General features: G+C 73.5%; 21 protein-coding genes. 11 read left to right on the forward strand and 10 right to left on the reverse strand.

Going from position 1 to position 21,693, the window contains the following annotated elements:
• The first annotated feature begins 114 nt into the window (after nucleotides 1–114).
• The 3 genes from AB0J86_RS01215 (at nucleotide 115) to AB0J86_RS01225 (ending at nucleotide 2,159) form a co-directional block, all read left to right on the forward strand.
• Nucleotides 115–579, forward strand: coding sequence for a DIP1984 family protein (locus tag AB0J86_RS01215; RefSeq protein ID WP_363850591.1), 465 nt, complete (start codon nucleotides 115–117; stop codon nucleotides 577–579).
• Nucleotides 580–906: 327 nt separating this feature from the next.
• Nucleotides 907–1,638, forward strand: a complete 732-nt coding sequence (locus tag AB0J86_RS01220) for a hypothetical protein (protein ID WP_363850593.1) — start codon at nucleotides 907–909, stop codon at nucleotides 1,636–1,638.
• Between the two features lie 86 nt (nucleotides 1,639–1,724).
• On the forward strand, nucleotides 1,725–2,159 hold the full coding sequence (locus AB0J86_RS01225; protein WP_363850595.1) for a hypothetical protein: 435 nt from the start codon (nucleotides 1,725–1,727) through the stop codon (nucleotides 2,157–2,159).
• A 91-nt stretch (nucleotides 2,160–2,250) separates the two neighbouring features.
• On the opposite strand, the gene AB0J86_RS01230 is transcribed toward AB0J86_RS01225, so the two are convergent.
• The 3 genes from AB0J86_RS01230 to AB0J86_RS01240 are packed head-to-tail and all read right to left on the reverse strand — an operon-like array spanning nucleotide 2,251 to nucleotide 7,420.
• Entirely contained in the window at nucleotides 2,251–5,673 is a 3,423-nt protein-coding gene (locus AB0J86_RS01230; RefSeq protein WP_363850598.1) for a S8 family serine peptidase, read from the reverse strand.
• A 35-nt stretch (nucleotides 5,674–5,708) separates the two neighbouring features.
• Nucleotides 5,709–6,833, reverse strand: coding sequence for a CU044_5270 family protein (locus AB0J86_RS01235; RefSeq protein WP_363850601.1), 1,125 nt, complete (start codon nucleotides 6,831–6,833; stop codon nucleotides 5,709–5,711).
• 50 nt (nucleotides 6,834–6,883) lie between these two features.
• Nucleotides 6,884–7,420 (reverse strand): sigma-70 family RNA polymerase sigma factor, encoded by a 537-nt coding sequence (locus AB0J86_RS01240; protein WP_363850603.1) that lies wholly within the window; start codon nucleotides 7,418–7,420, stop codon nucleotides 6,884–6,886.
• Between the two features lie 437 nt (nucleotides 7,421–7,857).
• Between AB0J86_RS01240 and AB0J86_RS01245 the strand changes: the two genes are divergently transcribed.
• A complete protein-coding gene (locus AB0J86_RS01245) occupies nucleotides 7,858–9,282 on the forward strand; it encodes a S41 family peptidase (protein ID WP_363850605.1) in 1,425 nt (474 codons plus the stop codon).
• A gap of 70 nt (nucleotides 9,283–9,352) precedes the next feature.
• Here the strand turns inward: AB0J86_RS01245 and AB0J86_RS01250 are convergent, their stop codons facing one another.
• Both AB0J86_RS01250 and AB0J86_RS01255 read right to left on the reverse strand, forming a co-directional pair.
• A complete protein-coding gene (locus AB0J86_RS01250; RefSeq protein WP_363850608.1) occupies nucleotides 9,353–10,018 on the reverse strand; it encodes a response regulator transcription factor in 666 nt (221 codons plus the stop codon).
• Nucleotides 10,015–11,358: a histidine kinase gene (locus AB0J86_RS01255; RefSeq protein ID WP_363850611.1), complete on the reverse strand. Its 1,344-nt coding sequence runs from the start codon at nucleotides 11,356–11,358 to the stop codon at nucleotides 10,015–10,017. Before AB0J86_RS01255 ends, AB0J86_RS01250 begins: the two co-directional genes overlap by 4 nt.
• Nucleotides 11,359–11,476: 118 nt before the next feature.
• On the opposite strand from AB0J86_RS01255, the gene AB0J86_RS01260 reads away from it, so the two are divergent.
• The gene (locus AB0J86_RS01260; RefSeq protein WP_363850614.1) at nucleotides 11,477–12,580 is read left to right on the forward strand and encodes a DUF418 domain-containing protein; all 1,104 of its coding nucleotides are present in this window, start codon (nucleotides 11,477–11,479) and stop codon (nucleotides 12,578–12,580) included.
• A gap of 25 nt (nucleotides 12,581–12,605) precedes the next feature.
• Here the strand turns inward: AB0J86_RS01260 and AB0J86_RS01265 are convergent, their stop codons facing one another.
• On the reverse strand, nucleotides 12,606–12,968 hold the full coding sequence (locus AB0J86_RS01265) for a helix-turn-helix domain-containing protein (RefSeq protein WP_363850617.1): 363 nt from the start codon (nucleotides 12,966–12,968) through the stop codon (nucleotides 12,606–12,608).
• 192 nt (nucleotides 12,969–13,160) lie between these two features.
• Here AB0J86_RS01265 and AB0J86_RS01270 point away from each other — a divergent pair, with 192 nt between their 5' ends.
• From AB0J86_RS01270 to AB0J86_RS01285, 4 genes are all read left to right on the forward strand, one after another.
• Nucleotides 13,161–13,814 (forward strand): NAD(P)H-binding protein, encoded by a 654-nt coding sequence (locus AB0J86_RS01270; RefSeq protein ID WP_363850620.1) that lies wholly within the window; start codon nucleotides 13,161–13,163, stop codon nucleotides 13,812–13,814.
• Nucleotides 13,815–13,958: 144 nt separating this feature from the next.
• Nucleotides 13,959–14,285 carry a YciI family protein gene (locus tag AB0J86_RS01275; protein ID WP_363850623.1) on the forward strand — a complete coding sequence of 109 codons (327 nt, stop codon included), beginning with the start codon at nucleotides 13,959–13,961 and terminating at the stop codon, nucleotides 14,283–14,285.
• Between the two features lie 77 nt (nucleotides 14,286–14,362).
• Complete coding sequence (locus tag AB0J86_RS01280; RefSeq protein WP_363851585.1) at nucleotides 14,363–15,604, forward strand: sigma-70 family RNA polymerase sigma factor; 1,242 nt, start codon at nucleotides 14,363–14,365, stop codon at nucleotides 15,602–15,604.
• 188 nt (nucleotides 15,605–15,792) lie between these two features.
• Nucleotides 15,793–16,326, forward strand: coding sequence for an SRPBCC family protein (locus AB0J86_RS01285; protein WP_363850626.1), 534 nt, complete (start codon nucleotides 15,793–15,795; stop codon nucleotides 16,324–16,326).
• A 140-nt stretch (nucleotides 16,327–16,466) separates the two neighbouring features.
• Here the strand turns inward: AB0J86_RS01285 and AB0J86_RS01290 are convergent, their stop codons facing one another.
• Together AB0J86_RS01290 and AB0J86_RS01295 are read right to left on the reverse strand one after the other, a co-directional pair.
• Nucleotides 16,467–17,168: a DUF2786 domain-containing protein gene (locus AB0J86_RS01290; protein ID WP_363850629.1), complete on the reverse strand. Its 702-nt coding sequence runs from the start codon at nucleotides 17,166–17,168 to the stop codon at nucleotides 16,467–16,469.
• Nucleotides 17,169–17,216: 48 nt separating this feature from the next.
• Entirely contained in the window at nucleotides 17,217–17,609 is a 393-nt protein-coding gene (locus AB0J86_RS01295; RefSeq protein WP_363850632.1) for a hypothetical protein, read from the reverse strand.
• A 169-nt stretch (nucleotides 17,610–17,778) separates the two neighbouring features.
• Between AB0J86_RS01295 and AB0J86_RS01300 the strand changes: the two genes are divergently transcribed.
• A complete protein-coding gene (locus AB0J86_RS01300; RefSeq protein WP_363850634.1) occupies nucleotides 17,779–19,125 on the forward strand; it encodes an ABC transporter substrate-binding protein in 1,347 nt (448 codons plus the stop codon).
• 148 nt (nucleotides 19,126–19,273) lie between these two features.
• On the forward strand, nucleotides 19,274–19,885 hold the full coding sequence (locus tag AB0J86_RS01305) for a hypothetical protein (RefSeq protein ID WP_363850636.1): 612 nt from the start codon (nucleotides 19,274–19,276) through the stop codon (nucleotides 19,883–19,885).
• A gap of 50 nt (nucleotides 19,886–19,935) precedes the next feature.
• On the opposite strand, the gene AB0J86_RS01310 is transcribed toward AB0J86_RS01305, so the two are convergent.
• Nucleotides 19,936–20,673, reverse strand: coding sequence for an enoyl-CoA hydratase/isomerase family protein (locus tag AB0J86_RS01310; protein ID WP_363850639.1), 738 nt, complete (start codon nucleotides 20,671–20,673; stop codon nucleotides 19,936–19,938).
• Nucleotides 20,674–20,698: 25 nt separating this feature from the next.
• Complete coding sequence (locus AB0J86_RS01315; protein WP_363850641.1) at nucleotides 20,699–21,556, reverse strand: 3-hydroxyacyl-CoA dehydrogenase family protein; 858 nt, start codon at nucleotides 21,554–21,556, stop codon at nucleotides 20,699–20,701.
• Between the last annotated feature and the right edge of the window lie 137 nt (nucleotides 21,557–21,693).

A 21,693-nucleotide genomic window follows, 5' to 3' on the forward strand; every position in this document is an offset into this window, starting at 1 on the left:
CCCCGTCCGGAGCGGCCACCACGCGGTCCACCGCGGCGAAACGGGGGACGGGCGAGGGTCTACCGCGGCGAAATGGGGAAGCGGTGATGATCCTTGCTGGCCATACTGGTCGGCGTGAAGCTCGCTGAGGCCCTTGCGCTGCGCGCGGAAGCATCGCGGCGCGTCGAACAACTCCGTACCCGCGTCGCCGCGAGCGCGCGTTACCAGGAAGGCGAGGCACCGGCCGAGGACCCGGCGGCGCTGCTCGCCGAGGCCGGCGAGGTGCTCGGTGAGCTGGAGGCGCTGATCCGGCGGATCAACCGCACCAACGCGGCCACCACGGTCGACGGTGGCACGCTCACCGACGCGCTCGCTCGGCGCGACGTCCTGCGCCTGCGGCACAGTCTGGTCACGTCCGCCGCTGACGCCGCGGCGGGAGACGGTCAGCGGGGCTTCCGGCAGCTGCGGTCCGAGCTGAAGATGATCCCCGCGCTGCCGGTGGCCGAGCTGCGCGGACAGGCCGACGACCTCGCGCGGCAGTTGCGCGAGGTCGACACCCTCATCCAGCGGACGAACTGGGAGGTCGACCTGCTGGACTGAGAACAGGATGCGGAGCAGGTAGCCGACGTGGAGGCGTGCGCGAACCCGAGGACCGGCGGGTGAAATCCGGTTCCTCCTGGTGCGCCGAGGGCAGGCGTGGGGGTTCGACTCCCCGGCAGACAGCGCACGCCCAGCACGGAGCACAAGTGAGGGTGTACAGGTCACGGCACACCACCAGGCGCAGATCCACGACGGTGAGGGCGGGACAGGGGACCTCCGCATCGAGGCTCGGTTCAAGGTCGGCGGTCCGCCCGGGCCCGGTCGACCGATCCACGAGGCCGGCGTTCGCCCGGTGCCGGGGCCGGCTTGAGGCACGAGGATGGGACCGTGCCCGCTGAGCCGACGATGCTGCTCGTCCACAGCCCGCTCCTCACCCCGTCCACGTGGGACGCGCTGCGGCCGTACCTCGAAGCGGCGGGGTGGCGGGTGGCGGTGCCGGACCTCCGCCCCTGCCTCGATGCGCCGTCCTTCCACGCGGCGGTGTGCGCGGCGGCGGTTGCCAGCGTCGACGGTGGTACGCCCAGCGTCGTCGCCGGTCACAGCCGCGCGGGGGCGTACCTGCCCGGCATCGCCGAGGCGGTCGGGGGTGATCGGCTCGACGTCGTCTTCGTGGACGCCCGCCTGCCGTACCCGGGCAGCAGCTGGGTCGGGTCGGTGCCGCCCGAGCGGGCCGCATGGCTGCGGAAGGTGGCGGCGTCGGGCCGGCTGCCGAGGTGGGGCGCGTGGTTCCCGACCGGATCCCTCGACGGTCTGCTGCCCGATCCCGAGCAGCGGCGCCGGGTGCTGCACGACGCGCCCGAACTGCCGTGGGAAGTCGTCTCCGAGGTGCTGCCCGAGTCCGGCGGGGCATGGGACTCCGCGCGGCGCGTCTATCTCCGGCTGAGCGCCGCGTACGAGCCCGCGGCAGAGCTGGCGGAGGAGTCCGGGTACCTGGTCCGGCGCCGGGACGCCGACCACCTGGCGATGGTCACGCGGCCCGCCATGGTCGCGGAGCTGCTCCTGTCGTCGGTACGGGCCCGGTCGACCGATCACGAGACCGGGTCGGAAGCCGCCCGTTGATCATCGGATATGGTCACCGCGTCCCATAAGGGCGCGATCTTCGCGCCGGAGTTCTGGAGGACGATGTGCGCGTACTGGCGCGACGAGTGACGGTCTCGATTCTCTCGGCGGTCACCGCCGTGGCGGCGTTCGGTACCCCGGCCCGCGCGGCGACGAACCCCTTCACGCCGGCCCAGGCCTGCAACAACGACTTCGGCGGGTCCTGGTACCAGGCCTCCGACGGCCACCGGACCATCTCCTCCGGGGGCAGCAGGGTGGGCGACGTCTACCTGATGTACAACGGCGCGAGCGGGTACAACTGCGTCGTCACGCTCAAGGCGGTGGCCGTCGGAACGGCGACCGGCGTCGACGCGCGGCTGCGGGTCGAGGGCAGCTCCTGGGCCGAGCAGTCCGGCAACTACAAGTACTACGCCGCGGTCCAGCGCTCCGCGGTGGACACCTGCGTCATGTACGAGGGCGACATCCTCAACGGCACGATGTGGGTGGGCGCCGGCCGGACCACCTGGGGCAACTGCGGCTGACGAGCCAGAACGGCGGGTACGTGCGCCCGTGCCCGTGGTCTCCGGGCCGAGCCGGAGACCACGGGCACGTCGAAGGGTTGCCGGTCGCGGGTCAGCCCCGCAGCAGGTACGCCCGGAGGATCGTCTGCTCCACCTTGCCGCCGAGCGAGTCGGTGGCGGTGGCCCGCAGCGAGACGTGGCCCGCGCCGGCCGGGTGGGTGACCGTGGCGGCCCGGTTGTCACCGGTGCCCGTGACCGTGGCCGGCTGCCAGGTCTTGCCGTCGTCGTACGAGACGTCGACCGTCAGCCTCGTGACGGTGGCGCCGTCGGCGGGGTTGTGGTGCTCGACCCGGACCGGGATGCGGTACGGCTGCCCGGCCGGCGCGCGGTAGGCCTCGTCCAGCGCCGGCGCGAAGTGCACCGCCATGACGGAGACCGGCAGCGGGGCGGCGACGTGCGCCGAGCGGAAGGTCCACGCGACCGAGACCCGCTGCGTGACCGGCGAGTAGCTGTGCCGGTCGACCTCCTGCTCAAGCCGGTAGGTGGCCGCGGCCCTGGGCAGGTCGTTCGTCAGGGAACCGGGGGTGGCGGGGTTCTCGGCCACGAGCTGACCGTCGCGGTACAGCCGCAGCCGGCCGCTGTCGGTGCGGTACTTCGGCAGCCCCGACCGCCCGGGTACCGGGTCGACCACGGCGCTGAGGTTCACCTGGAGTTCGTCGTTCGGGCTCCGGACCACGCCCTGGGGTGAGCGTGGGTTCTGGTGGCCGAAGCCGGGCCCGAAGACCGCCCCGTTCCACTCCTCCTGGTACATCTGACCGGCGCGGTAGCCGTGGTCCTTGCTGGACACCGCGTTGAGGCTCGGTCCCGAGGGGTACGTGGCGGTCTCCGTGAACACCTGGAACCAGGGGATCTCCGCCGGGGCGTAGTAGTAGTCGGTCCGTTTCGCCGGCAGCGTCGTCTGGCCGGTGACGTAGACGAACGACGCGCTGCTCCCGGTCGACTGGGCGCCGTCGTTGCCGTAGTGCCCCTGCGGACCGTTGAAGCGGGTGCGTACCGTGGCGAAATCCTCCGCCCGCAGCCGCGCCGCGAAGCCGTTCGGGACGCCGCCCATGCGCGGCCAGATGGCGTTGTAGCTGTACGGACTGTTCAGGAACCGACCGTCCGAACTGCGCCGCAGCCAGCGCGCCGAGACGTCGGACCGGAACCGCTCACCCGGGGCGACCGCGCCGAGCTGGGCGATGTAGATGTTGTCCGGGCCCCGGTTGAGGTTGCTGACCGAGAGTGTGGTGTCGAGCCCGGAGCCCACGGCCGCGAGCCGGTACCCGGTGGAGGCCTGGGCGAACTCGGCCGTCGGCTCGGGCACGCCGACCGTTATCGGTTTGCCGGCACGGGCGTCGAGCACGACCTCGGTGTCCCCGGTCAGGCGCAGCTTCGGCAGCGCGAGCAGGGTCCAGGTCTCCGCGTCGGTTCCCTCGGCCGTAACGATCTGGGCGCCGATCGTGTAGTCGTCCACGGGCAGCCGCAGCACCTGCCCGCCCGGTTCCCAGGCCGGCGTGCTCACGTCGGTCGACCAGGAGGTGGCCAGTCCGAGGTACGCCTGGGCGGCGGCCCCGTCCCGGTCCAGCACCCGCAGCTTCAGGTCGTGGTGCTCGGCCTCGCGCATCACCGACAGCAGGGTACGAGCGCTGGCTCCACCGCCGCTGGTTCCGCCGCTGTTCGCGACGAGTTGTCCGGCGTACCGGCCGTCCGGCGTCTTCACCCGGGTGTCGACGGTGACCGTCACGGCGGCGGTACCGCCGGCGGGCACGGTGATGCGGCTCGGGCTGACGGCGAGCATCGACGTCGGCGGGACGACGCCGCCCGGCCCGGTGAGCGTGGCCCTCAGGTCGAGCGTGACCGGCGCCGTCCCGTCGTTGTGGTAGGTGACCTGCCGGCTGACGGGCTGGTCGTCGCCGTGTGGCCAGGACTGCAGCCCCAGGTCCAGGCTGCCCGTGTCGGGCAGCACGGACCGGCCGAGCAGCGCGGCGAGGTCGAGCTGGCCGGCGCCCTGTGCGTCGCGGTCGACGTCGGTGAAGGACGTCGCGGTGCTCACCATCGCCGCCTTCAGGCGCGCTCCGGACCAGTCGGGGCGGCGCTGGGCCAGCAGCGCGGCGGCCCCGGCGACGTGCGGCGTCGCCATCGAGGTACCGCTCATCGCGGTGTACGCCGGGGTCTGCTCGTCGACCGGCGGCACCGGCGCGGTCGACGAGCGGGCCGCGACGATGTCGACCCCCGGCGCCACGATCTCCGGTTTGCTGGCGCCGTCGTCGACGCGGGGGCCCCGGCTGGAGAAGGCGGCGACGTTCTCGTACCGGGTGCTGGCACCGACCGCGAGCGCCGCGTCGGCGGTCGCGGGCGACGAGACGCTGCCCGGACCGGCGGCACCGTCGTTGCCGGCCGCGACCACGAAGAGGGTGCCGTATCGGGTGCTGAGCTGGTTGACGGCCTCTTCGATCAGGTCGGTGCCGGGGGTGTCGGGCGCGCCGAGGCTCATGTTGACGACGTCGGCGCCCTGTTCGGCGGCCCACTGCATGCCGGCGAGGATCGCCGAGTCGCTGCAGCCGCGGTCCTCGCAGACCTTGCCGACGAGCAGCGAGGCGTCCGGCGCGACCCCCTGGTACCGGCCGCCCGAGGCGGCGCCGCTGCCCGCGATCGTGGACGCCACGTGGGTACCGTGGCCGATCACGTCGCCCGCCTCGGGTACCTCGGTGAAGTTGTGGTTCGCGACGATCCGCCCGGCGAAGTCGGGGTGGCCGGCGTCGATGCCCGTGTCGAGCACCGCCACCTTCACCCCCTTGCCGGTGAAGCCGGCCCGCCACATCGCGGGGGCGCCGATCTGGGCGGTACTGCGGTCGAGGCTGACCTGTCGCTTCCCGTCCAGCCACACCGAGCGGATTCCCCCGGCGAAGGTCGGCGAGGTACGTCCCTTGGTCAGCGCCGACCACCAGCGGCCGGCGTCCTTCTTGGTCGCCTGTACGGCGACGGCGCCGACCGCGGGCACCTCGCCGGTGACGTCGACCCGCTGGGCGGCCGCCCAGGCCCGGGTCCGGGCGGTACCGGACGACGGCTCGGCGCGGACGATCAGCGGAAGGCGCTGGCTCCGCGCGTCGTCGTAGCCGAGTGCCGTCAGGGTGGTGAGGTCGAACAGCCGCCGGTCCAGCCGGCCGGCCGCGATCAGGCCGGCCGCGTCGCTCGGGATCACGTACCGGTGGCCGTCGTGTTCCTGAGTCAGGAACGTGACGCGCTCCCGGCCGGCGCCCGGCCGCACGTTCATCTTCTCGGCGGAGAGCAGCTCCACCACGTCGCCGGTCAGCAGGGTCACGGTGGCGCCGGCACCGGCATCGGGACCGGTGCGGCCGGCCGGGGACGGGCCCGCCGCCGTGCCCGGTTTGCCGGCCGGGGACGGGTCCGCCGCCCCGGCCGCTCCGGCGGCCGGGGAAAGACCGGCCAGCATGGTGAGGCCGACGGTGGCCGCCAGCCATCGGGTGTAACGCATCAGGCTTCCTCGGGTACTCGGAGTGGATCGGTCGGTCAGGGCAGGGTCGGGATCTGCGGCGTCGCGTCCGACCACTCGGCGACGAGCACCACCGTGTTGTCCCACTTGATCGGCTTGCCGTCGGCGCGCTTGCCCGAACTCCGTTCGCGGGCCAGCATCGTGTGCGCGTCCGGGTCGATGATCATCTGAGTCTTCGGGCTGTGCACCCCCGCGTCGAGTCCGACGCAGCGTCCCGGCCGCCCGTTGGCGTCCTTCACCTCACCGCAGTCGCGCAGGCCCTCGATTCCGGCCAGCGCGCGGTATGCCGCCGCCCGTACCGCCGCCGGGGCCGGTACGTCGACCAGCAGTTGGGTGAGGACGTCGAAGGCGACGGGGGCGTTGTCCGGGCTGTCCGGCGCGATCCCCATCCCGCGCTGCAACCGCTCGTCGACCCAGCGCCGCAGTCCGGCCGGGTCGGTCGGCAGAGCCCGTACGCCGGCCACGTCCAGTCCGCCGAGGTCACCGAGGTACGTGGCTCCCGTGGCCTGCGCGCGGGTGAGCGTGCCCGCGTCGGGAGCCGTCGTCAGGATCACGTCCTTCCGGTCCGGGCTGTCGGCCGGTCCGACATTCCACCGCGTCGGCGACCCCGCCGCCCGCCAGGCCCGCTCGTCCGCCTCGGTGGCGGGACGCACGCCCAGGCTCCGGTAACCGAACCAGCCCCGCTCGCCGGGGTTGCGCGGTTCCCACTTCTCCAGGAGCTGCCGTTCGGCCAGGTCGTAGCCGTTGGCGCCGGTACCGATCCGGACGGTGCGGACCGTCACGAGCTGCTTGACCCGCCAGTACCGGCCGGTGTCCGGCGTCCGCTCCGCCTGGGTCGCCGCCGCCAGGAGCAGCTGCGGCGCGGACGGCGACGCGCCGGGTCCGGCCGCCGCCGGCGGGGGCGTCCGGGGTGCCGGTGCCGGGGTGGTTCCCGGCAGCGCCACGGCCACCGCGGCGGCCGCCGCGAGCACCGCCGTTCCGGCGATCGACCAGCCCAGCAGCGGCCGGCGGGCGGGTGACACCACCGACGCCGACACCGGAAGCTCCCGGGTCAGCGACTCCAGTGTCTGCCGGCCCGCGGGACTCGCCGCCCAACCGGGAAGCTGTGGCCGGGAGCGGCGCAGCATGTCGTCAGTGTTCATCAGGGTTCCTTCCTGGGATGTCCAATGTGGGTGGGGGCCGACGTGGCGCTTCACAGCGCGGCGGGCGTCGGCCGTGGCGCGTGCCGGGGCGAGGGGGACCGCTCGAACGCCTGCCGGAAACGCGCCCGGGCGCGGTGCAGCCGTACGGCGTAGGTGGCCCTGGAGATGGCGAGCGCGCGGGCCGCGTCGCCCGGCGGCAGGTCGAACCAGAAGGCCATGACCAGCACCTCCCGGTCGCTCTCCCGGAGCGACTCCAGCGTGCGGCGTACCTCGTCCCGCCGCGCGACCTCCTCGGCCATCCGGTCCTCCGGCAGCTCCGGGTCGCCGTACGCGGCGAGGCGCTCGCCCAGCAGCGCCGTGGCGACGCCCTTCCGCAGGCGGGCGAGGACGACCGTGCGGGCCACCCCGAAGAGCCAGCCGCGTTCCTGACCCACGCGTACGCGGTCGAGCGACCGCCAGGCCGTCAGGAAGACCTCGCCCACAATGTCGGCGGCGTCGTGGCGACCGACTCGCCAGGCCGCGTACGCGTGAATGTCGTCGGCATGCCGACGGAAGAGTTCGCTCAAGCGTTCTTTCCGTTCCTGCATCGCACCTCCGTAGTCCGGGCCGTCACACGTACTTGTCGGCTCGGACCCGATCGATTACCAGGAACGAGAAAAGAGCTGAGCGGCCGGTGTCAGCGCTGGTTGCCGCCGGCACGGTGCCGCGCCGGTGACCCGTGATTCGTACGCGAGGGCTGGCGCGGTGTCGACGGTCGCGGCCGGACCCGGCGCAGCCCGGCGTACCGCACCCAGATGGTCCGCCTGCCGGGCGGCCGTTGATCGTTAGTTCCGTTCCGGTGCCATCGGAGCCCGAAGGCACCGGTTCACAGCTAACAATCATGGGGCGCACTCGGCTGGCGGGCGGCGGAGCCCGAGCTTGGAGAGTGGCCGCACCGGCTGGCTCTGTAGCAGAGGCGCCGCTACGGCGGCGTTAACGGTTGCGTTCACGCCCCCGCAACGGCACGACCGCGATCGTGGGCGGCATGAAGAACAAGCTACGGATCGCGGCCGGCACGGCGACGGCGGCCGCGCTCGTTGGCTACGCCGCGACGCTCGTGGTCTCCCCGTCCAGTACCGCTGAAGCGTCCAGCCGCCCACCGGTCTGCGCCGCCCCCACCGGACCGATCGGGCAGCCGGCCACCTCGCAGCCGACCCTGTCGAAGCCGACCACGATCACCACCATCGAGCAGGCGTACTACTGCATCTTCGACCATTACTACAGCGGTTCGGTACTGGACGACCGCACCCTGCTGGTGCCGGCCTTCGCCGCGCTCACCCAGGAGTTGCAACGCCGCAGACTGGATCAGTCGCAGGCTACGGTGCCAGCTTTGACCGGTAGAAGGGACGCCGACTGGGCCGAGTTCAGTCGTGCTTACCAGAAGATCGGCGCGAAGCTGCCGGAGGACTCCGCACTGCGGCAGGCTGTCGCGGAAGCGACGTTGCGAGGCATGGTGGCCGCTCTCGGCGACAACCACGCCAACTGGAACCGCCTGCCCCAGCAGCGAAGCCTGCTCGGCCTGAAGTTCTCCGGTCTGCGTCCCGATGGCATCGACCCGGCCATCACCGCGCCGATCTTCGTCACCGCGGTCGCCCCGGGCAGCGGCGCGGAGAGCGCCGGGATCAAGCCGGGCGACGAGGTGGCCACGGTCAACGGGGTACCGCTGATCCTCAACGGGATGGTGACCGGCGGTGTCGTTGATTGGCTCACGACGCCGACACCGGGGCGCCCGCTGCAGTTCACATTGCGACGCCCAGTCACCGGTGAGACCTTCACCATGACGGTGACACCGGCCGCGTTTTCGCAACAACAACCGAAGGCCGAGGCGGAGCTGCTGCCCGGCGACATCGCCTACGTCACGATTCCCGGCTTCTTTCCCGGGGTTGCCGACCAGGCGCTCAATGCGATCGCGGACCTGCGCAGGAACACGACCCTGCGCGGGATCATCCTCGATCTGCGGGGCAACGGCGGCGGTTCCGGGTCGGAGCTCGGAAGGCTACTGGGCGCCTTCGTCCACGGCAAGACCACGAGTTACTGGTGCGACGTGCGCGATCGTTGCACCGCCAACCACCCCGACGACACGGTACCGCTGCTGAACCTCCCCCTGGTCGCGCTGACCGATCGCAACTGCGCCTCGGCCTGCGACTCGTTCGCCAGCACGGTCAAAGATCTCCACCTCGGCACCCTGGTCGGTACCCGCACCGCGGGCCTGGTTTCCGGCCCGACCCTGCCGTACCGGTTGGACGACAACAGCGAGCTGACCCTGCCCAGTCTCCGCGAGATCGGCGCGAACCGAGAAATCATCAACACCATCGGCGTCGCCCCTGACCATCTGGCGCCGATGACCGCCGCGGATCTGTCCGCCGGGCGGGATCCGGGTGTGGCGAAGGCCCTGACCCTGCTGGGATAGGCGTCGGCAGGCCCGACTACATCCGGAGGCAGGTTCAGCGGCTGCGGTTGGCACGACCGGACCTCTACTTCTACCCACCTCGGACGACGCCGTTCTCCCAGGCCCAGGCGGCGATCTCGACGCGGTTGCGGAGGCCGAGCTTGGTCTGGATGCCGGAGACGTGACTCTTCACGGTGCTGAGCGAGATGAACAGCTCGGCGCCGATCTCCTGGTTCGTACGCCCCGTGGCGATCGCCCGCACCACCTCCAACTCCCGTTCGGAGAGTGGCCGCACCGGCTGGCGCCGCGATCCTCGGGTGGGCGCCCCGCCGGCCGTCACGTGGCGCAGCAGTCGCAGCGTGACGGCCGGCGAGATCAGCGCGTCGCCGACGCTGGCGGCCCGTACCGCCTCGACGAGCAGCGCGGGGCCGGCGTCCTTGAGGACGAAGCCGACGGCCCCGCCGCGCAGCGCGCCGTAGACGTACTCGTCGAGGTCGAAGGTGGTGACCACGACGACCCGGAGCGGGTGGACGACGCCGGGGCCGGCCAGCGCGCGGGTGACCTCGATGCCGTCGAGGCGGGGCATGCGGATGTCGACGAGGCAGACGTCGGGGCGGAGCCGCCGGGCCAGCTCGACCGCCTCGACGCCGTCGGTGGCCTCGGCGACCACGCCGATGTCGGGCTGGTTTTCGAGGATGAGCCGCAGGCCGCTCCGTACCATCGCCTGGTCGTCGGCGAGCAGCACGTTGATCGTCATCGGGCCTCCCGGGCGGGTACGGGCAGCGTGGCCCGTACGCACCAGCCGGCGCCGGCCCTCGGTCCGGCGCGGAGCGTACCGCCGAGGGCCTCGACGCGTTCCCGCATCCCGACGAGGCCGTACCCGCCGAGGTGGTCGGCCCGGGCCCGGACCGGCGGGCCGTCGTCGGCCACCTCGACCGTGAGGGCCGAGCCTTCCCGCGTGACGTCGACCGTGACCGCGCGGGCCTGCGGGGCGTGGCGGGCGACGTTGGTCAGCGATTCCTGGACGACCCGGTACACGGTGTTGGTCACCTCGGGGGGCCACTCCGGTTCGTCGTCAGGCATGCGGAGCCGCACGCTGGGCCCGCCGTGCGGCCCGCCGCGCAGCCTGCCGTGGGGTCTGTCGTGGGGGTCGTCGTGGGGTCTGCCGTGATGGGCGGCGAAGCGTTCGACCAGCTCGCCGATCCGCTCCGGGGCGGCGGTGGCCGGCGGCGCGTCGTCGGCGTCGCGCAGCAGGCTGACGACGCGCCGCATCGCGGCCAGCGCGTCGGAGCCGGCCCGCTCGATGCCGACGAGCACGTCGATCCCGGACGGCACGTCGGGCGCGCTGTTCCCGGGCGGCACGTCGGGAACGCCGCTGCCGGGCGGCACGTCGGGCGCGCTGTTCCCGGGCGGCACGTCGGGCGCGCCGTTCTCGGGCGGCACGTCGCCGCCGGCAGGCACGTCGTCCCAGGAACGCCCGCCGGCGGCGAGCTGCGCGGCCTGGGCCTGGAGCACGATGCCGGTGATGTGGTGGGCGACCACGTCGTGCAGCTCGCGGGCGAGGTTGAGGCGCTCGTCCCGGCGTACCCGTTCGGCGACGGCCCGCCGCCGGGCGTCGAGCAGCCGCAGCCCCAGCCCGGCCGCGAGCGCCGCGAGCCACGCGGCCGCGTTCCAGGACGTCACGGCCCGGCTGCCGCCGTCGACGGGAAAGGCGAGCCAGGTACCGGCGACCACCGCGAGCCCGCCGCCCGCGATGCCGCTCGCCCACGGTACGGGGAGCGCCCGGACCGCCGAGCCGACGAGGACCGAGAGGTTGAGGGCCATGGCGGGGCTCGGCTCGGCGGGGAGCGCGGCGGTGCCGGCGACCAGGACGGCGACCGCCGCGAGGGCGAGGCCGGCGAGCGCCGCGCCGGACCGGTGGCGGCGACGCAGCAGCGCCGCCGCGCACGTCGCCGCTCCGGCGGCGCAGTCGAACGGCCAGTAGCCGGCGCCCCAGCTCTGCGCGATCGCGACCGCCTGAAGCGCGAGCGCCGCGCCGGTGAGCCCGGCGAGCCCGAGGTCGCCCAAGCGGCGGCCCAGCCAATCCCGAGGATCCATCCCGCCGAGGCTACGAAATCCGCGTCCGCGCCGAACCGGCCGAAAGTACGGTCGACGGCCGCGCGTACCGTGCTTCGGCCCGATGCCGGCGGCGTCCCGGCTCCACAGGATGGGCCGCATGTCACCTCACGACTCCCGCCGGATCGCCGCGCTCGACGTGATCCGCGGCTTCGCGCTCTGCGGCATCCTGCTGGCCAACGCGCAGCCGATCGCCAATCGCGGTCGGGCGGTCATCGCCCCGGGTCCCGCGCTCGGCCTGGACAGCGGGCACGCCTGGCTGGGGCTGCTGGTCGAGCAGCGCTTCTTTCCGATCTTCGCCTTTCTCTTCGGCGTCGGGTTCTCGCTGCTACTGGCCTCGGCCCAGGAACGCGCCGCGCGGGAAGGCGCCGTCGGGGAGCGGGCCGCCGGGCGGCGCGGCGCCATCCGTCCCCGGCTGATCCTGGTACGCCGACTGCTGGTGCTGCTCGCGGTCGGCCTGGCGCACCTGCTCCTGCTCTGGCAGGGCGACATCCTCTCCACGTACGCCGTCATGGGCCTGCTGGTCCTGCTCCCCGCCAGCTGGCTGCCCCGGTGGGCGGTGGCGGCGCTGGGCCCGCTCCTGCTGGCGACCGCGCTGCTGCTCGGCGACGGCCGCTTCACCCTGGTGGCCGGGCTGTTCCTGCTCGGCTCGGCGCTGACCCGGTACGGCGTGATCGCCCGGATGGGACGGTCGACCCGGGTACCCGCCGTGCTGGGCCTGGTCCTCACGGTCGTGGCGGCGCCGGTGCTGTGGTGGCAGGCCCGGTCGACCGGTACGGCCGGAATCCGCCCGATGGCCCTGGGCGGGCTGCTGCTCGCCGGGGTCTACGTCTGTGGGCTGCTGGTCCTGCTCCGGACCCCGCTGCGGGCCGCCCTGCGGGTCGTCTTCGCGCCGCTGGGCCGGATGGCGCTGACCAACTACCTGACCGCGACGGTGCTGGTGTTGGCGGTGAGCCGGTTCGTCGGCGGCCGGCCGGAGCAGTGGTCGGTGGCGACGGTGTTCCTGATCGCCGGTCCGATTCTCGCGGTCCAGTGGCTCTGGTCCACCCTCTGGCTGGCGCGGTACCGCAACGGCCCGCTGGAGTGGCTGTGGCGGTGGGCGACGTGGGCCCGCCGCCCGCCCCTACGACTCCCCGCCGATCATGGAGTTGTGGCGGGGACGAAGCAGCACATCCCGGGCAAAACGTCGACCACAACTCCATGATCGGCGGGGCAGCGGAGAGTGTTGATCATCTTGCGCCGTACGCCGCCCGGGCGTCGAGCAGTTCGGGGAGGTGTTCCCGGGTCCAGGCGCAGCAGGCGGCCATGGGTCCGAGCAGGGTACGGCCGAGCGCGGTCAGCTCGTACTCGACCCGGGGCGGGATCTCGTCGTACACGGTACGGGTGACCAGCCCGTCGCGTTCCATCGCCCGCAGCGACTCGGTCAGCACCTTCGGGGTGATCCCGCGCAGCGGCACCTGGAGTTCGGTGAAGCGGCGCGGGCCGTCCAGCAGGCAGGTGATGATCTTCGAGGTCCACTTGTCGCCGATCTGTATCGGCGTACGGACGGTCGCGCATCGGGCGAAGAGGTCGGGGTCGAGTGGCTGCCGCACCCGCCCCAAGGTACGTAACCTCCGGCGGCTCGGCCACGCCCGCTGCTCCCGGCCGGTACCGCCGCTGGTCCGGCCGGGAACCGCCGCTGGTCCGGGCCACTACCGTTGCGGAAACCCGGGTCCCTGCCGCTAGCGTCCCGCCCAACTGGCCGGCGATCAGGTGCGCCGGCCCGGTCGGATCGGAGCGGGGCAGTGAGCGCGATCGTGGTTTTCGGGGCCGGCGGGCGGGCCGGACGGCGGGCGGTGGCCGAGGCGGTCGAGCGGGGACACCGGGTGACCGCGGTGCTCCGCGACCCGGGTCGGCACGCCGACCTTGCCGGCCCGGCGGTGACCCTGGTCTCCGGCGACGTCACCGACGCGGGCAGCGTCGCGGCCGTCGCCGCCGGGCACGACGCGGCGGTCAACGCGGCCACCCGGCTCGACGTACCGGCCGAGGAGTTCTACGCCGCCGCCGCGCGGGCGCTGCTGGCGGGGCTGCCCCGCGCCGGGGTCGGGCGGCTGGTGGCGATCGGCATCGGCACCGTGCTGGAGACCGCGCCGGGGGTGCTCGTCCACGACGCGCCCGACTTTCCCACGCCGCACCGGGTGTTCTCCCTCGGGCACCTGGCCGGGCTGGAGGTGCTGCGGACCGCCCCGGTCGGCCTCGACTGGGTGGTGCTGGCGCCGCCGCCGGTGTTCCTGGACACGGAGGCGCCCCGCACCGGCCGGTACCGCACCGGCGACGGGCGACTGCTCCCGACCGCCGAGGGGATGCCCGCGTTCTCGTACGCCGACCTCGCGGTCGCGCTGCTCGACGAGATCGAGACCCCGAGGCACCACCGGGAACTGGTCGCCGTGGCCTCCTGAGCTGCAATCTTGGTACGGGGTGGCCCCTGGCGGGGCCGCGTCGTATCAAGATTTTCGGAGCCGCCGGTAGATCTCGGGCTACGCCGTTCGTCGTACCGACGAACCGCCCGACGGAGGCGGGACGACAGCACCGAGGAGAACCCGATGAGGTACCTGTTCTTGATCGCCACCGACGGACCGATCGACGCCGACCCGGCGGAACTCGACCCGGAGCCCTGGGTGCGGGAGATGGACGCCCGGGGTGCCCATCTCATGGGTGACCGGCTCCGGCCCGCCAGCGACGCGACCACGGTACGGGTCCGCGACGGCGAGCTGCTCGTCACCGACGGCCCGTACGCCGAGACGAAGGAGCAGATGGGCGGCTTCGACGTGATCGAGGCGGCCGATCTGGACGAGGCGATCGAGATCGCGGCGAAGCACCCGATGGCGCGGGTCGCGCAGATCGAGGTGCGGCCGTTCTGGACGGAGTGACCGGGCCGACGGCCGCCGCCGGGGGAACCTCTCCGGCGGCGGCCCCACCGCCGGGCACGGGCACCGACCCGGCCGAAATCGCCGAGGCGGTGGCGGGCGTGTACGCCTCGGAGTGGAGCCGGATCGTGGCGACGCTGATCCGCTACACCGGCGACTGGGACCTGGCCGAGGAGTGCGCCCAGGACGCGTTCGCGCAGGCGCTGGAGCGCTGGCCCCGGGACGGGGTGCCGGAGCGTCCCGGGGCCTGGTTGACCACGACCGCCCGCAACCGGGCGCTGGACCGGCTGCGGCGTACCGCCGTGGAGGCGACCAAGCTGCGAGAGATGGCGCGGATGACCAACCCCGACGAGGTTCCGCCGTTCGATCTACCCGACGGCGGCGTGCCGGACGACCGACTGGAGCTGATCTTCACCTGCTGCCACCCGGCGCTGCCGATCGAGGCCCGGGTGGCGTTGACGCTGCGCAGCCTGGCCGGGCTGAGCACGGGCGAGATCGCCCGCGCCTTCCTGGTGCCGGAGAAGACGATGGCGCAGCGGCTGGTCCGCGCCAAGAACAAGATCCGTAACGCCGCGATCCCGTTCCGCGTACCGCCGGACCACCTGCTCCCCGAGCGCACCTCGGCGGTGCTGGCCGTGCTGTACCTGCTCTTCAACGAGGGGTACTCGGCCAGCGCCGGCGCGGAGCTGGTGCGGCGGAACCTCACGGCGGAGGCGATCCGGTTGGCCCGGGTGCTGGCCGCGCTGATGCCGGACGAGCCGGAGGCGCAGGCGCTGCTGGCCCTGATGCTGCTGCACGACGCCCGGCGGGCGGGCCGGCTGGACGCCTCCGGCGAGGTGGTACCGCTGGACGAGCAGGACCGCACCCGCTGGGACCGGGCGCAGATCGACGAGGCCACCGGCATCCTCGACCGGGCCCTGCGCCGGCGCCGGACCGGCCCGTACCAGCTCCAGGCCGCCATCGCCGCCTGCCACGCCACGGCGGCCGACGCCGCCGAGACCGACTGGACCGAGATCGCGCTGCTCTACCGGGAGCTGGCCAACCTCACGCCCGGGCCGGTGGTGGAGCTGAACCGGGCGGTCGCGGTCGCGATGGCGGACGGGCCGGCGGCGGCCCTGCCCCTGCTCGACGCGCTCGCCGCGAGCGGCGCGCTGGCCGGGTACCACCTGCTGCCGGCGACCCGGGCGGACCTGTTGCGCCGCCTGGACCGGCGGGCGGAGGCGGCCGGCGCGTACCGCGAGGCCCTGGCTCTCACCCGCACCGACGCGGAGCGGCGTTACCTGGAGCGCCGGCTGGCGGAGGTCACTCCGGACGAGCCGTGACAACGAGCCGTGACCCGGGGAGCGCGAGGGTTACGCCGACCCAGCCGTTGACCCGGGGGCGCGAGGGTCCGGGCGCGCCCGGAACCGGGAAAGCCGTTACCTGGGCCGATCCTCAGCCGTCACCTCGAATGATCCCCAAGAGTGATCGTAAAGCTGCGCAGCGAGACGGCAGCCGGTAGGGTCCGCCCATGGGGCAGGGGATCACGAGTCCGGGCCGCATCCAACAGACCGTAGGCAGGTACTCGGTACGAAGCAGGCTCCTGGTCTCCGCGCCGGTCGAACGGGCCTTCGCCGTCTTCACCAACCGGCTCGACCGCTGGTGGGTGAAGGAGTACACCTGGTCGGGTCCGCAGGCACTGGCCGACATCGGCATCGAACCGCGCGAGGGTGGCATGGCCTACGAGATCGGGCCGCACGGCTTCCGGACCGACTGGGGACGCGTGCTCGCCTGGCAGCCGCCGCGCCGGCTGGTCTTCGTCTGGCAGATCGGCCCGGACCGGGCGCCCGTCCCCGACCCGGCGCAGGCCAGCGAGGTCGAGGTCTGGTTCACCCCGGCCGGCGGCGAGCGCACCCTGGTCGAGCTGGAACACCGCAACTTCGACCGGCACGGCGCGGCGGCCGAGGGCTACCGCGAGGCGCTCACCGCCGGCTGGCAGGAGCTGCTGTCGCGGTACGCCGACGCGGTCGAGACGGACGCGGTCGAGACCGCGGAGCACGGCTGAACGAACCCGCAGCCGCACCCGCCGAAACCCACCCGTGGGCGGAGCGGCGGCTGACGCGCCCCGTGCCGGAGCACGGCCGAACGCGGCCATGGCGGGACGGCTGAACGAACCCGTGGCGGCGCGGCCGGGGCGGACCGCCGTCACGCGCCGAGCGGCGTGCTCCGCCCGGACCGCAGCCTGGTACCGCCGAGATCCGCCCGGCGTCCGGCCGCCGCGCCCAGGTCGAGCCCGCCGCCGACGAGGCGGCGCGCGCTGGCGGTACGCAGCCGCGGGTAGACCTCGGCGAGCCGGCGCTCGACCCGATCGGACCGGTCGGCGAGGACCAGCGCCACCGAGGGCGCGCCCGACTCGGCCGCGGCGGCCGTCTCGGCCTCCCGCAGCCGGGTGCCGACCGCCGCCGCGAACCCGGCGAGCCAGGAGCGCCGGAACGCGGCCGGGTGGTCGCCCGCCGGCACCGGCGTACCGGCCAGCCCGTGCGCGGCCTGCACCAGCAGCGAGGTGAAAAGGATCTCCACCCGTTCGAGGTCGCTGGCGAAGCCGAAGAGGTGCATGGCGAACCCGGTGCCGGCGCGGCGGCGGACGGTACGGCAGCGCAGCGGGGCGGCCACGGCGGCGAGCAACCCCGCCTTGTCCAGCGCGTACGGCGCCACCACCTCCACCACCCGGTCGCCGACCGGGTCGACGGCGGGGTCTCGGGCGGCGAGCAGCGCCTGGTCGACCCCGTACCGGGCGATCAGCTCGGTCGCCTTGGCGGTGAAGGCCGCGGCCTCGGCGGCGGTACAGGCCGGGTCCTCCGCCTTCGCCAGCAGCTTCCGGATCTTGCTGAGCATCGCGTCGGGCATACGACCAGAGCTACCACAGGTCGCGCCGACCGATCCCGGTCCCGGTGGTCAGCGGCGGTCGCGGTGGCGCAGGGTCGCCACGGCCGAGCCGGCGAGCGTCAACAGGCAGTCGGAGAGCTGCCCGTCGGCCAGCGCCGCGCCGAAGAGCGCCTCGCCGGTGTCGACGTCGCGGTTGGCGTACGCGCTGACGAACCGGGCCACCCAGCGGGCGTCGTACGCCGCCTCTTCGATGCCCGGGAAGTCCAGCGTCCACATTCCGTCCGGTACGCCGTCGCCGACCATCGTCGCCGCGAGGTACCAGGCCACCTCGTACGCCCCCACCACGCCGGCGCGGTCGACGACCGCGTCGAACGTGCCGACCACAGCGTCGGTGTCGCCGGCCAGCGCCGAGTGCAGCACGGCGGCGGCGTCGTCGAGGGCCTCCTGGGGTACGTCCGTCACGTGCGGAAGGGTATGCGGCCACGTCAAGCAACCCTGGTCACCACGCGGTGCGACAGTCGTTCCGCCAAATATCAGCTACCGGTACGCGATTGACATGCGGGCGCTCTGACATTAGAACGCCCCGGCGCGCTAGTGTGCGCAGCGGACCTCGGGGAGGGGAAGGACCACCATGCTCGTGTCACGCGGCTCGCGCAGCGCCGCTCTGGTCGCCGGTGCGGCTCTGTTGTTCACCGTGAGCGCCTGCGGGCCGGATCAGGGCGCGGAGACGACGACCAGCGCGGTTCGCCTCTACGGCACCGACGGCAACATGCAGAACACGTTCGCCGCGGAGTTCAAGGAGAAGACCGGGCTGCTGGACGGCATGAAGGGCACCACGCCGCTGACGCCGCTCTCCGAGGACTTCAAGCGCCGCCTGCTCGGCGTGGACTCGAAGCTCACCGGCTTCCTCTACGCCGGGGAGACCTACGACGCCGTGGTGATCAGCGCGCTCGCCGCGCAGCTCGCCGGCAGCAACAAGCCGGCGGAGATCGCCAAGCAGATCAACGGCGTCACCAACGGTGGCGAGCGCTGCGACTCCCCGGCGACCTGCCTCCCGCTCGCCCGCAACGGCGTCGACATCGAGTACCGCGGCGTCTCGATCACCCGCGGCGGCTTCACCGACGCCGGCGAGCCCTCGACCGCGAGCTACGCCACCCTGCACTTCGACAAGAACGACCAGATCAACGACGGCAAGACGGAGTTCGTCGGCGCCGGCGACGAGGCGACCGCGAGCACGGGCTCGCCGCCGTCGGGCAAGAAGGAGGGCGAGGGCAAGAGCCACTCCGGCGACCCGCTGAAGATCGGCGGTCTGCTGCCGCGCACCGGTGACCTGGCGCTCGCGTACCCGCCGCTGGCCGCCGCCTCGGCCCTGGCGATCAAGGAGATCAACGCGGCCGGCGGGGTCTTCGGCAAGCCGGTGGTCTGGCTCGACGGCGACGACGGCACGAACCCCGACGTGGCCAAGGCGACCGTACGCAAGCACGCGCAGGACGGCGTGAACGTCGTCATCGGCGCCGGTGCCTCCGGCATCTCCCGCGCGGTACTGCCCGACGTGGTGGCCGCGGGTCTGATCCTTTTCTCCCCCTGCAACACCGACGCCGGGCTGAGCACCGTCGACGACAAGGGCCTCTACTTCCGTACCGCCCCGTCGGACATCCTGCAGGGTCGGGCGCTCGCCGACGTGATCCTCCGGGACGGGCCGCACAAGATCGCCCTGGTGGCCCGGAAGGACTCGTACGGCGAGGGCCTGCAGGGCAACGTCCGCGCCGAGCTGGAACGGGCCGGGTTCGGCGGCGACAAGGTGAAGCTCTACACCTACACCCCGCCGCCGGACCCGAAGACCGACCGGGTCGACTTCACCGCGAGCGCGAACGACATCAAGAGCTCCGGCGCGGACGCGGTACTGGTCATCGGGTACGGCGAGTCGGCCCAGGTGATCGAGGCGCTGGCCGCCGCCGGCGTCGAGATCGCGCACTAGCGCACCGCAACGCGGCAACCGGTCGTCCACCAGCCGGCCCGTCCCCTCGGGGGCGGGCCGGCTGGCATCTTCTGGGGATAATCGCGCCGCCGTCCGGCGCGTAGGTTCCTACCCGAGTCCGCACCCCGCTGACCGGAAGGGACCGATGATGAGCGAGAACCTTGACCCGACCTTGGTCGGCCACGTCCACCTCGACGCCGGAGACCAGGGCTTCGGGCCCGACGACGACCCGGGCGCGGAGCCGGAGCCGTACGAGCCGGAGCCGTACGGCGGGCTCTCGATCGCGCTGCACCACGAGGACGGCTCGATCGACGTGTTGACCGACCACGACGGCGACGGCACGATCGACCTGGTGCAGCGGGACGGGGACGGCGACGGCATCGCCGACACCAGCTACGTCGACAGCGACCACGACGGCCGGCTGGACTCCACGCTGTCGGACTTCGACGACGACGGCACCGTCGACCGGGTGACCGGAGACAGCAACGCCGACGGCCGGATCGACTCGGTCGGCTGGGACCTCGACCACGACGGCGTCATCGACTCCGTCTCCACCGACAGCGACCACGACGGCCGGATGGACAACTGGGTGCGCGACCTCGACCACGACGGCCGGGCCGACTACATCCGCACCGATCTGGACGGCGACGGGCTGGCCGACCAGATCACGCTGGACACCGACCACGACGGTACGGCCGACCGGGTCCTCTTCCCCGACCCGGTGGTCTCCCCCGACGTGAACCCGTACGCCGACCGCTGAGCGGCGGCCCCGGAACACGCCCGGGGCCGCCCGCCCGGGGAGGTCGTCCGTCAGCGGCGCCGGCGGTCGAGGAACTCCGTCATCCGGCGCCGCTTCTCCTCGTCCTCGAAGAGCACCGCCTGGCTCGCCAGGTCGAGCGCCGGGTGCGCCGCCGCCGGCGCGTCGACCGCCAGCTTGGTCAGGCGCAGCGCCAGCGGCGAGCCCTTGGCGATCTCGTCGAGCAGCTCGTGCCCGGCGTCGAGCAGCTCCGACGGTTCGTCCACCACCCGGTTGACCAGCCCGATCCGCAGCGCCTCGGCGGCGTCGACCCGCCGGCCGGTGAAGAGCAGTTCCTTGGCGCGCGCCTCGCCGACCAGCGCGGGCAGGCGGTGGGTGGCACCGGCGCCGGCGAGGATGCCCAGCCGGACCTCGGGCTGGCCGAAGAACGCGCGCGCCGTGCAGACGCGCAGGTCGCAGGCGTACGACAGCTCGGCGCCGCCGCCCAGCGCCGGCCCGTCGACAGCCGCGACGGTGGGCAGCGGCAGCGCCCGGATCCGGGCGAAGAGGGCGGAGTTGATGGCGGCCAGCGCGTCGAGGCGCCCCCGCTCCCGCAGTTGGGCGATGTCCGCGCCGGCCGCGAAGATCCCGTCCGCGCCGCCGGTGAGCAGCAGCAACCGGGGCTCGGCTTCCAGCCGCCCGCAGACCTCGTGCAGCGCCGCGACCAGCTCCGCGTCGATCGCGTTGCGCTTCTCGGGCCGGTCCAGCGTCACCACCAGCCGGTCGGGCCGCTCCTCGACGCGCAGGCTCATCGGAGCCCTCCGGCGCTCGGTCGACTCACTGCCGTACCCCGCCTTCCCACCGGTAGAACCCCTGTCCCGTCTTCTTGCCCAGCAGGCCCCGCGCCACCATCGACTCCAGCAACGGCGGCGGCGCGAACCGGTCCCCGTACGCGGCCTGGAGCGTACGGGCGATGTCGAGCCGTACGTCGAGTCCGACCAGGTCGGTCAGCTCCAGCGGACCGACCGGGTGCCGGTAGCCGAGCACCATCGCCTTGTCGATGTCGGCGGGGCTGGCCACCTCGTCGGCGACCATCCGGATCGCCTCCAGCCCCAGCGCCACGCCGAGCCGGGAGGTGGCGAAGCCGGGCAGGTCCCGTACGACGACGGGGTCCTTGCCCAGCCGGCCGGCCAGCGCGACGGCGGCGTCGGTGGTGGACGCGGCGGTGGCCGGCCCGACCACGACCTCGAGCAGCGCCATCGCCCAGACCGGGTTGAAGAAGTGCAGCCCGAGGAAGCGCTCCGGGGCGGCCAGCGCGCCCGCCAGCTCGCCGATCGCGATGCTCGACGTGTTGCTGCCCAGCAGCGCGGGCCGGCGTTCCTCGGCGGCGGCGAGCACCCGCCGCTTCAGGTCGGCGCGCTCCGGCACCGCCTCCACGAGCACGTCCGGCCGGTCGGCGACCTCCGCCAGCTCCCGCCGTACGCTCACCCGGGCGCGCGCCTGCCCGGCCGCCGCCTCGGTGATCCGGCCCCGGGCGACCGCCCGGTCCCAGAGCCCGCCCAGCGTCTCCCGCGCCGCACCGGCCCGACCGGCGTCAACCTCGACCAGCTCGACCTCGTACCCGGCGCCGGCCGCCACGTACGCGATGCCCAGCCCCATCGTGCCGGCCCCGACGACCACGAACCTGTCGGTCATGCCGGGGCCTCGCTCCGCTCGGCGCCGCCACGGGGTTCGCCCGCACCGCGCCCACCGATTCGCTCGCTGCGCTCGCTCATGGTGGCGACCCTATGCAGCGTCCCCGGCCGGCGGCATGCCCGGGTACCCGCCGCGGG

Source organism: Micromonospora sp. NPDC049559, from assembly GCF_040676675.1.
GTDB lineage: Bacteria > Actinomycetota > Actinomycetes > Mycobacteriales > Micromonosporaceae > JBFAPK01.

Excerpts from the sequence above, each read along its gene's own strand:
- AB0J86_RS01230 (WP_363850598.1), bottom strand. The coding sequence starts at position 5,673 with ATGCGTTACACCCGATGGCTGGCGGCCACCGTCGGCCTCACCATGCTG.
- AB0J86_RS01235 (WP_363850601.1), bottom strand. The coding sequence starts at position 6,833 with ATGAACACTGACGACATGCTGCGCCGCTCCCGGCCACAGCTTCCCGGT.
- AB0J86_RS01240 (WP_363850603.1), bottom strand. The coding sequence starts at position 7,420 with ATGCAGGAACGGAAAGAACGCTTGAGCGAACTCTTCCGTCGGCATGCC.
- AB0J86_RS01245 (WP_363850605.1), top strand. The coding sequence starts at position 7,858 with ATGAAGAACAAGCTACGGATCGCGGCCGGCACGGCGACGGCGGCCGCG.
- AB0J86_RS01250 (WP_363850608.1), bottom strand. The coding sequence starts at position 10,018 with ATGACGATCAACGTGCTGCTCGCCGACGACCAGGCGATGGTACGGAGC.
- AB0J86_RS01255 (WP_363850611.1), bottom strand. The coding sequence starts at position 11,358 with ATGGATCCTCGGGATTGGCTGGGCCGCCGCTTGGGCGACCTCGGGCTC.
- AB0J86_RS01260 (WP_363850614.1), top strand. The coding sequence starts at position 11,477 with ATGTCACCTCACGACTCCCGCCGGATCGCCGCGCTCGACGTGATCCGC.
- AB0J86_RS01275 (WP_363850623.1), top strand. The coding sequence starts at position 13,959 with ATGAGGTACCTGTTCTTGATCGCCACCGACGGACCGATCGACGCCGAC.
- AB0J86_RS01285 (WP_363850626.1), top strand. The coding sequence starts at position 15,793 with ATGGGGCAGGGGATCACGAGTCCGGGCCGCATCCAACAGACCGTAGGC.
- AB0J86_RS01290 (WP_363850629.1), bottom strand. The coding sequence starts at position 17,168 with ATGCCCGACGCGATGCTCAGCAAGATCCGGAAGCTGCTGGCGAAGGCG.
- AB0J86_RS01300 (WP_363850634.1), top strand. The coding sequence starts at position 17,779 with ATGCTCGTGTCACGCGGCTCGCGCAGCGCCGCTCTGGTCGCCGGTGCG.
- AB0J86_RS01305 (WP_363850636.1), top strand. The coding sequence starts at position 19,274 with ATGAGCGAGAACCTTGACCCGACCTTGGTCGGCCACGTCCACCTCGAC.
- AB0J86_RS01310 (WP_363850639.1), bottom strand. The coding sequence starts at position 20,673 with ATGAGCCTGCGCGTCGAGGAGCGGCCCGACCGGCTGGTGGTGACGCTG.
- AB0J86_RS01315 (WP_363850641.1), bottom strand. The coding sequence starts at position 21,556 with ATGACCGACAGGTTCGTGGTCGTCGGGGCCGGCACGATGGGGCTGGGC.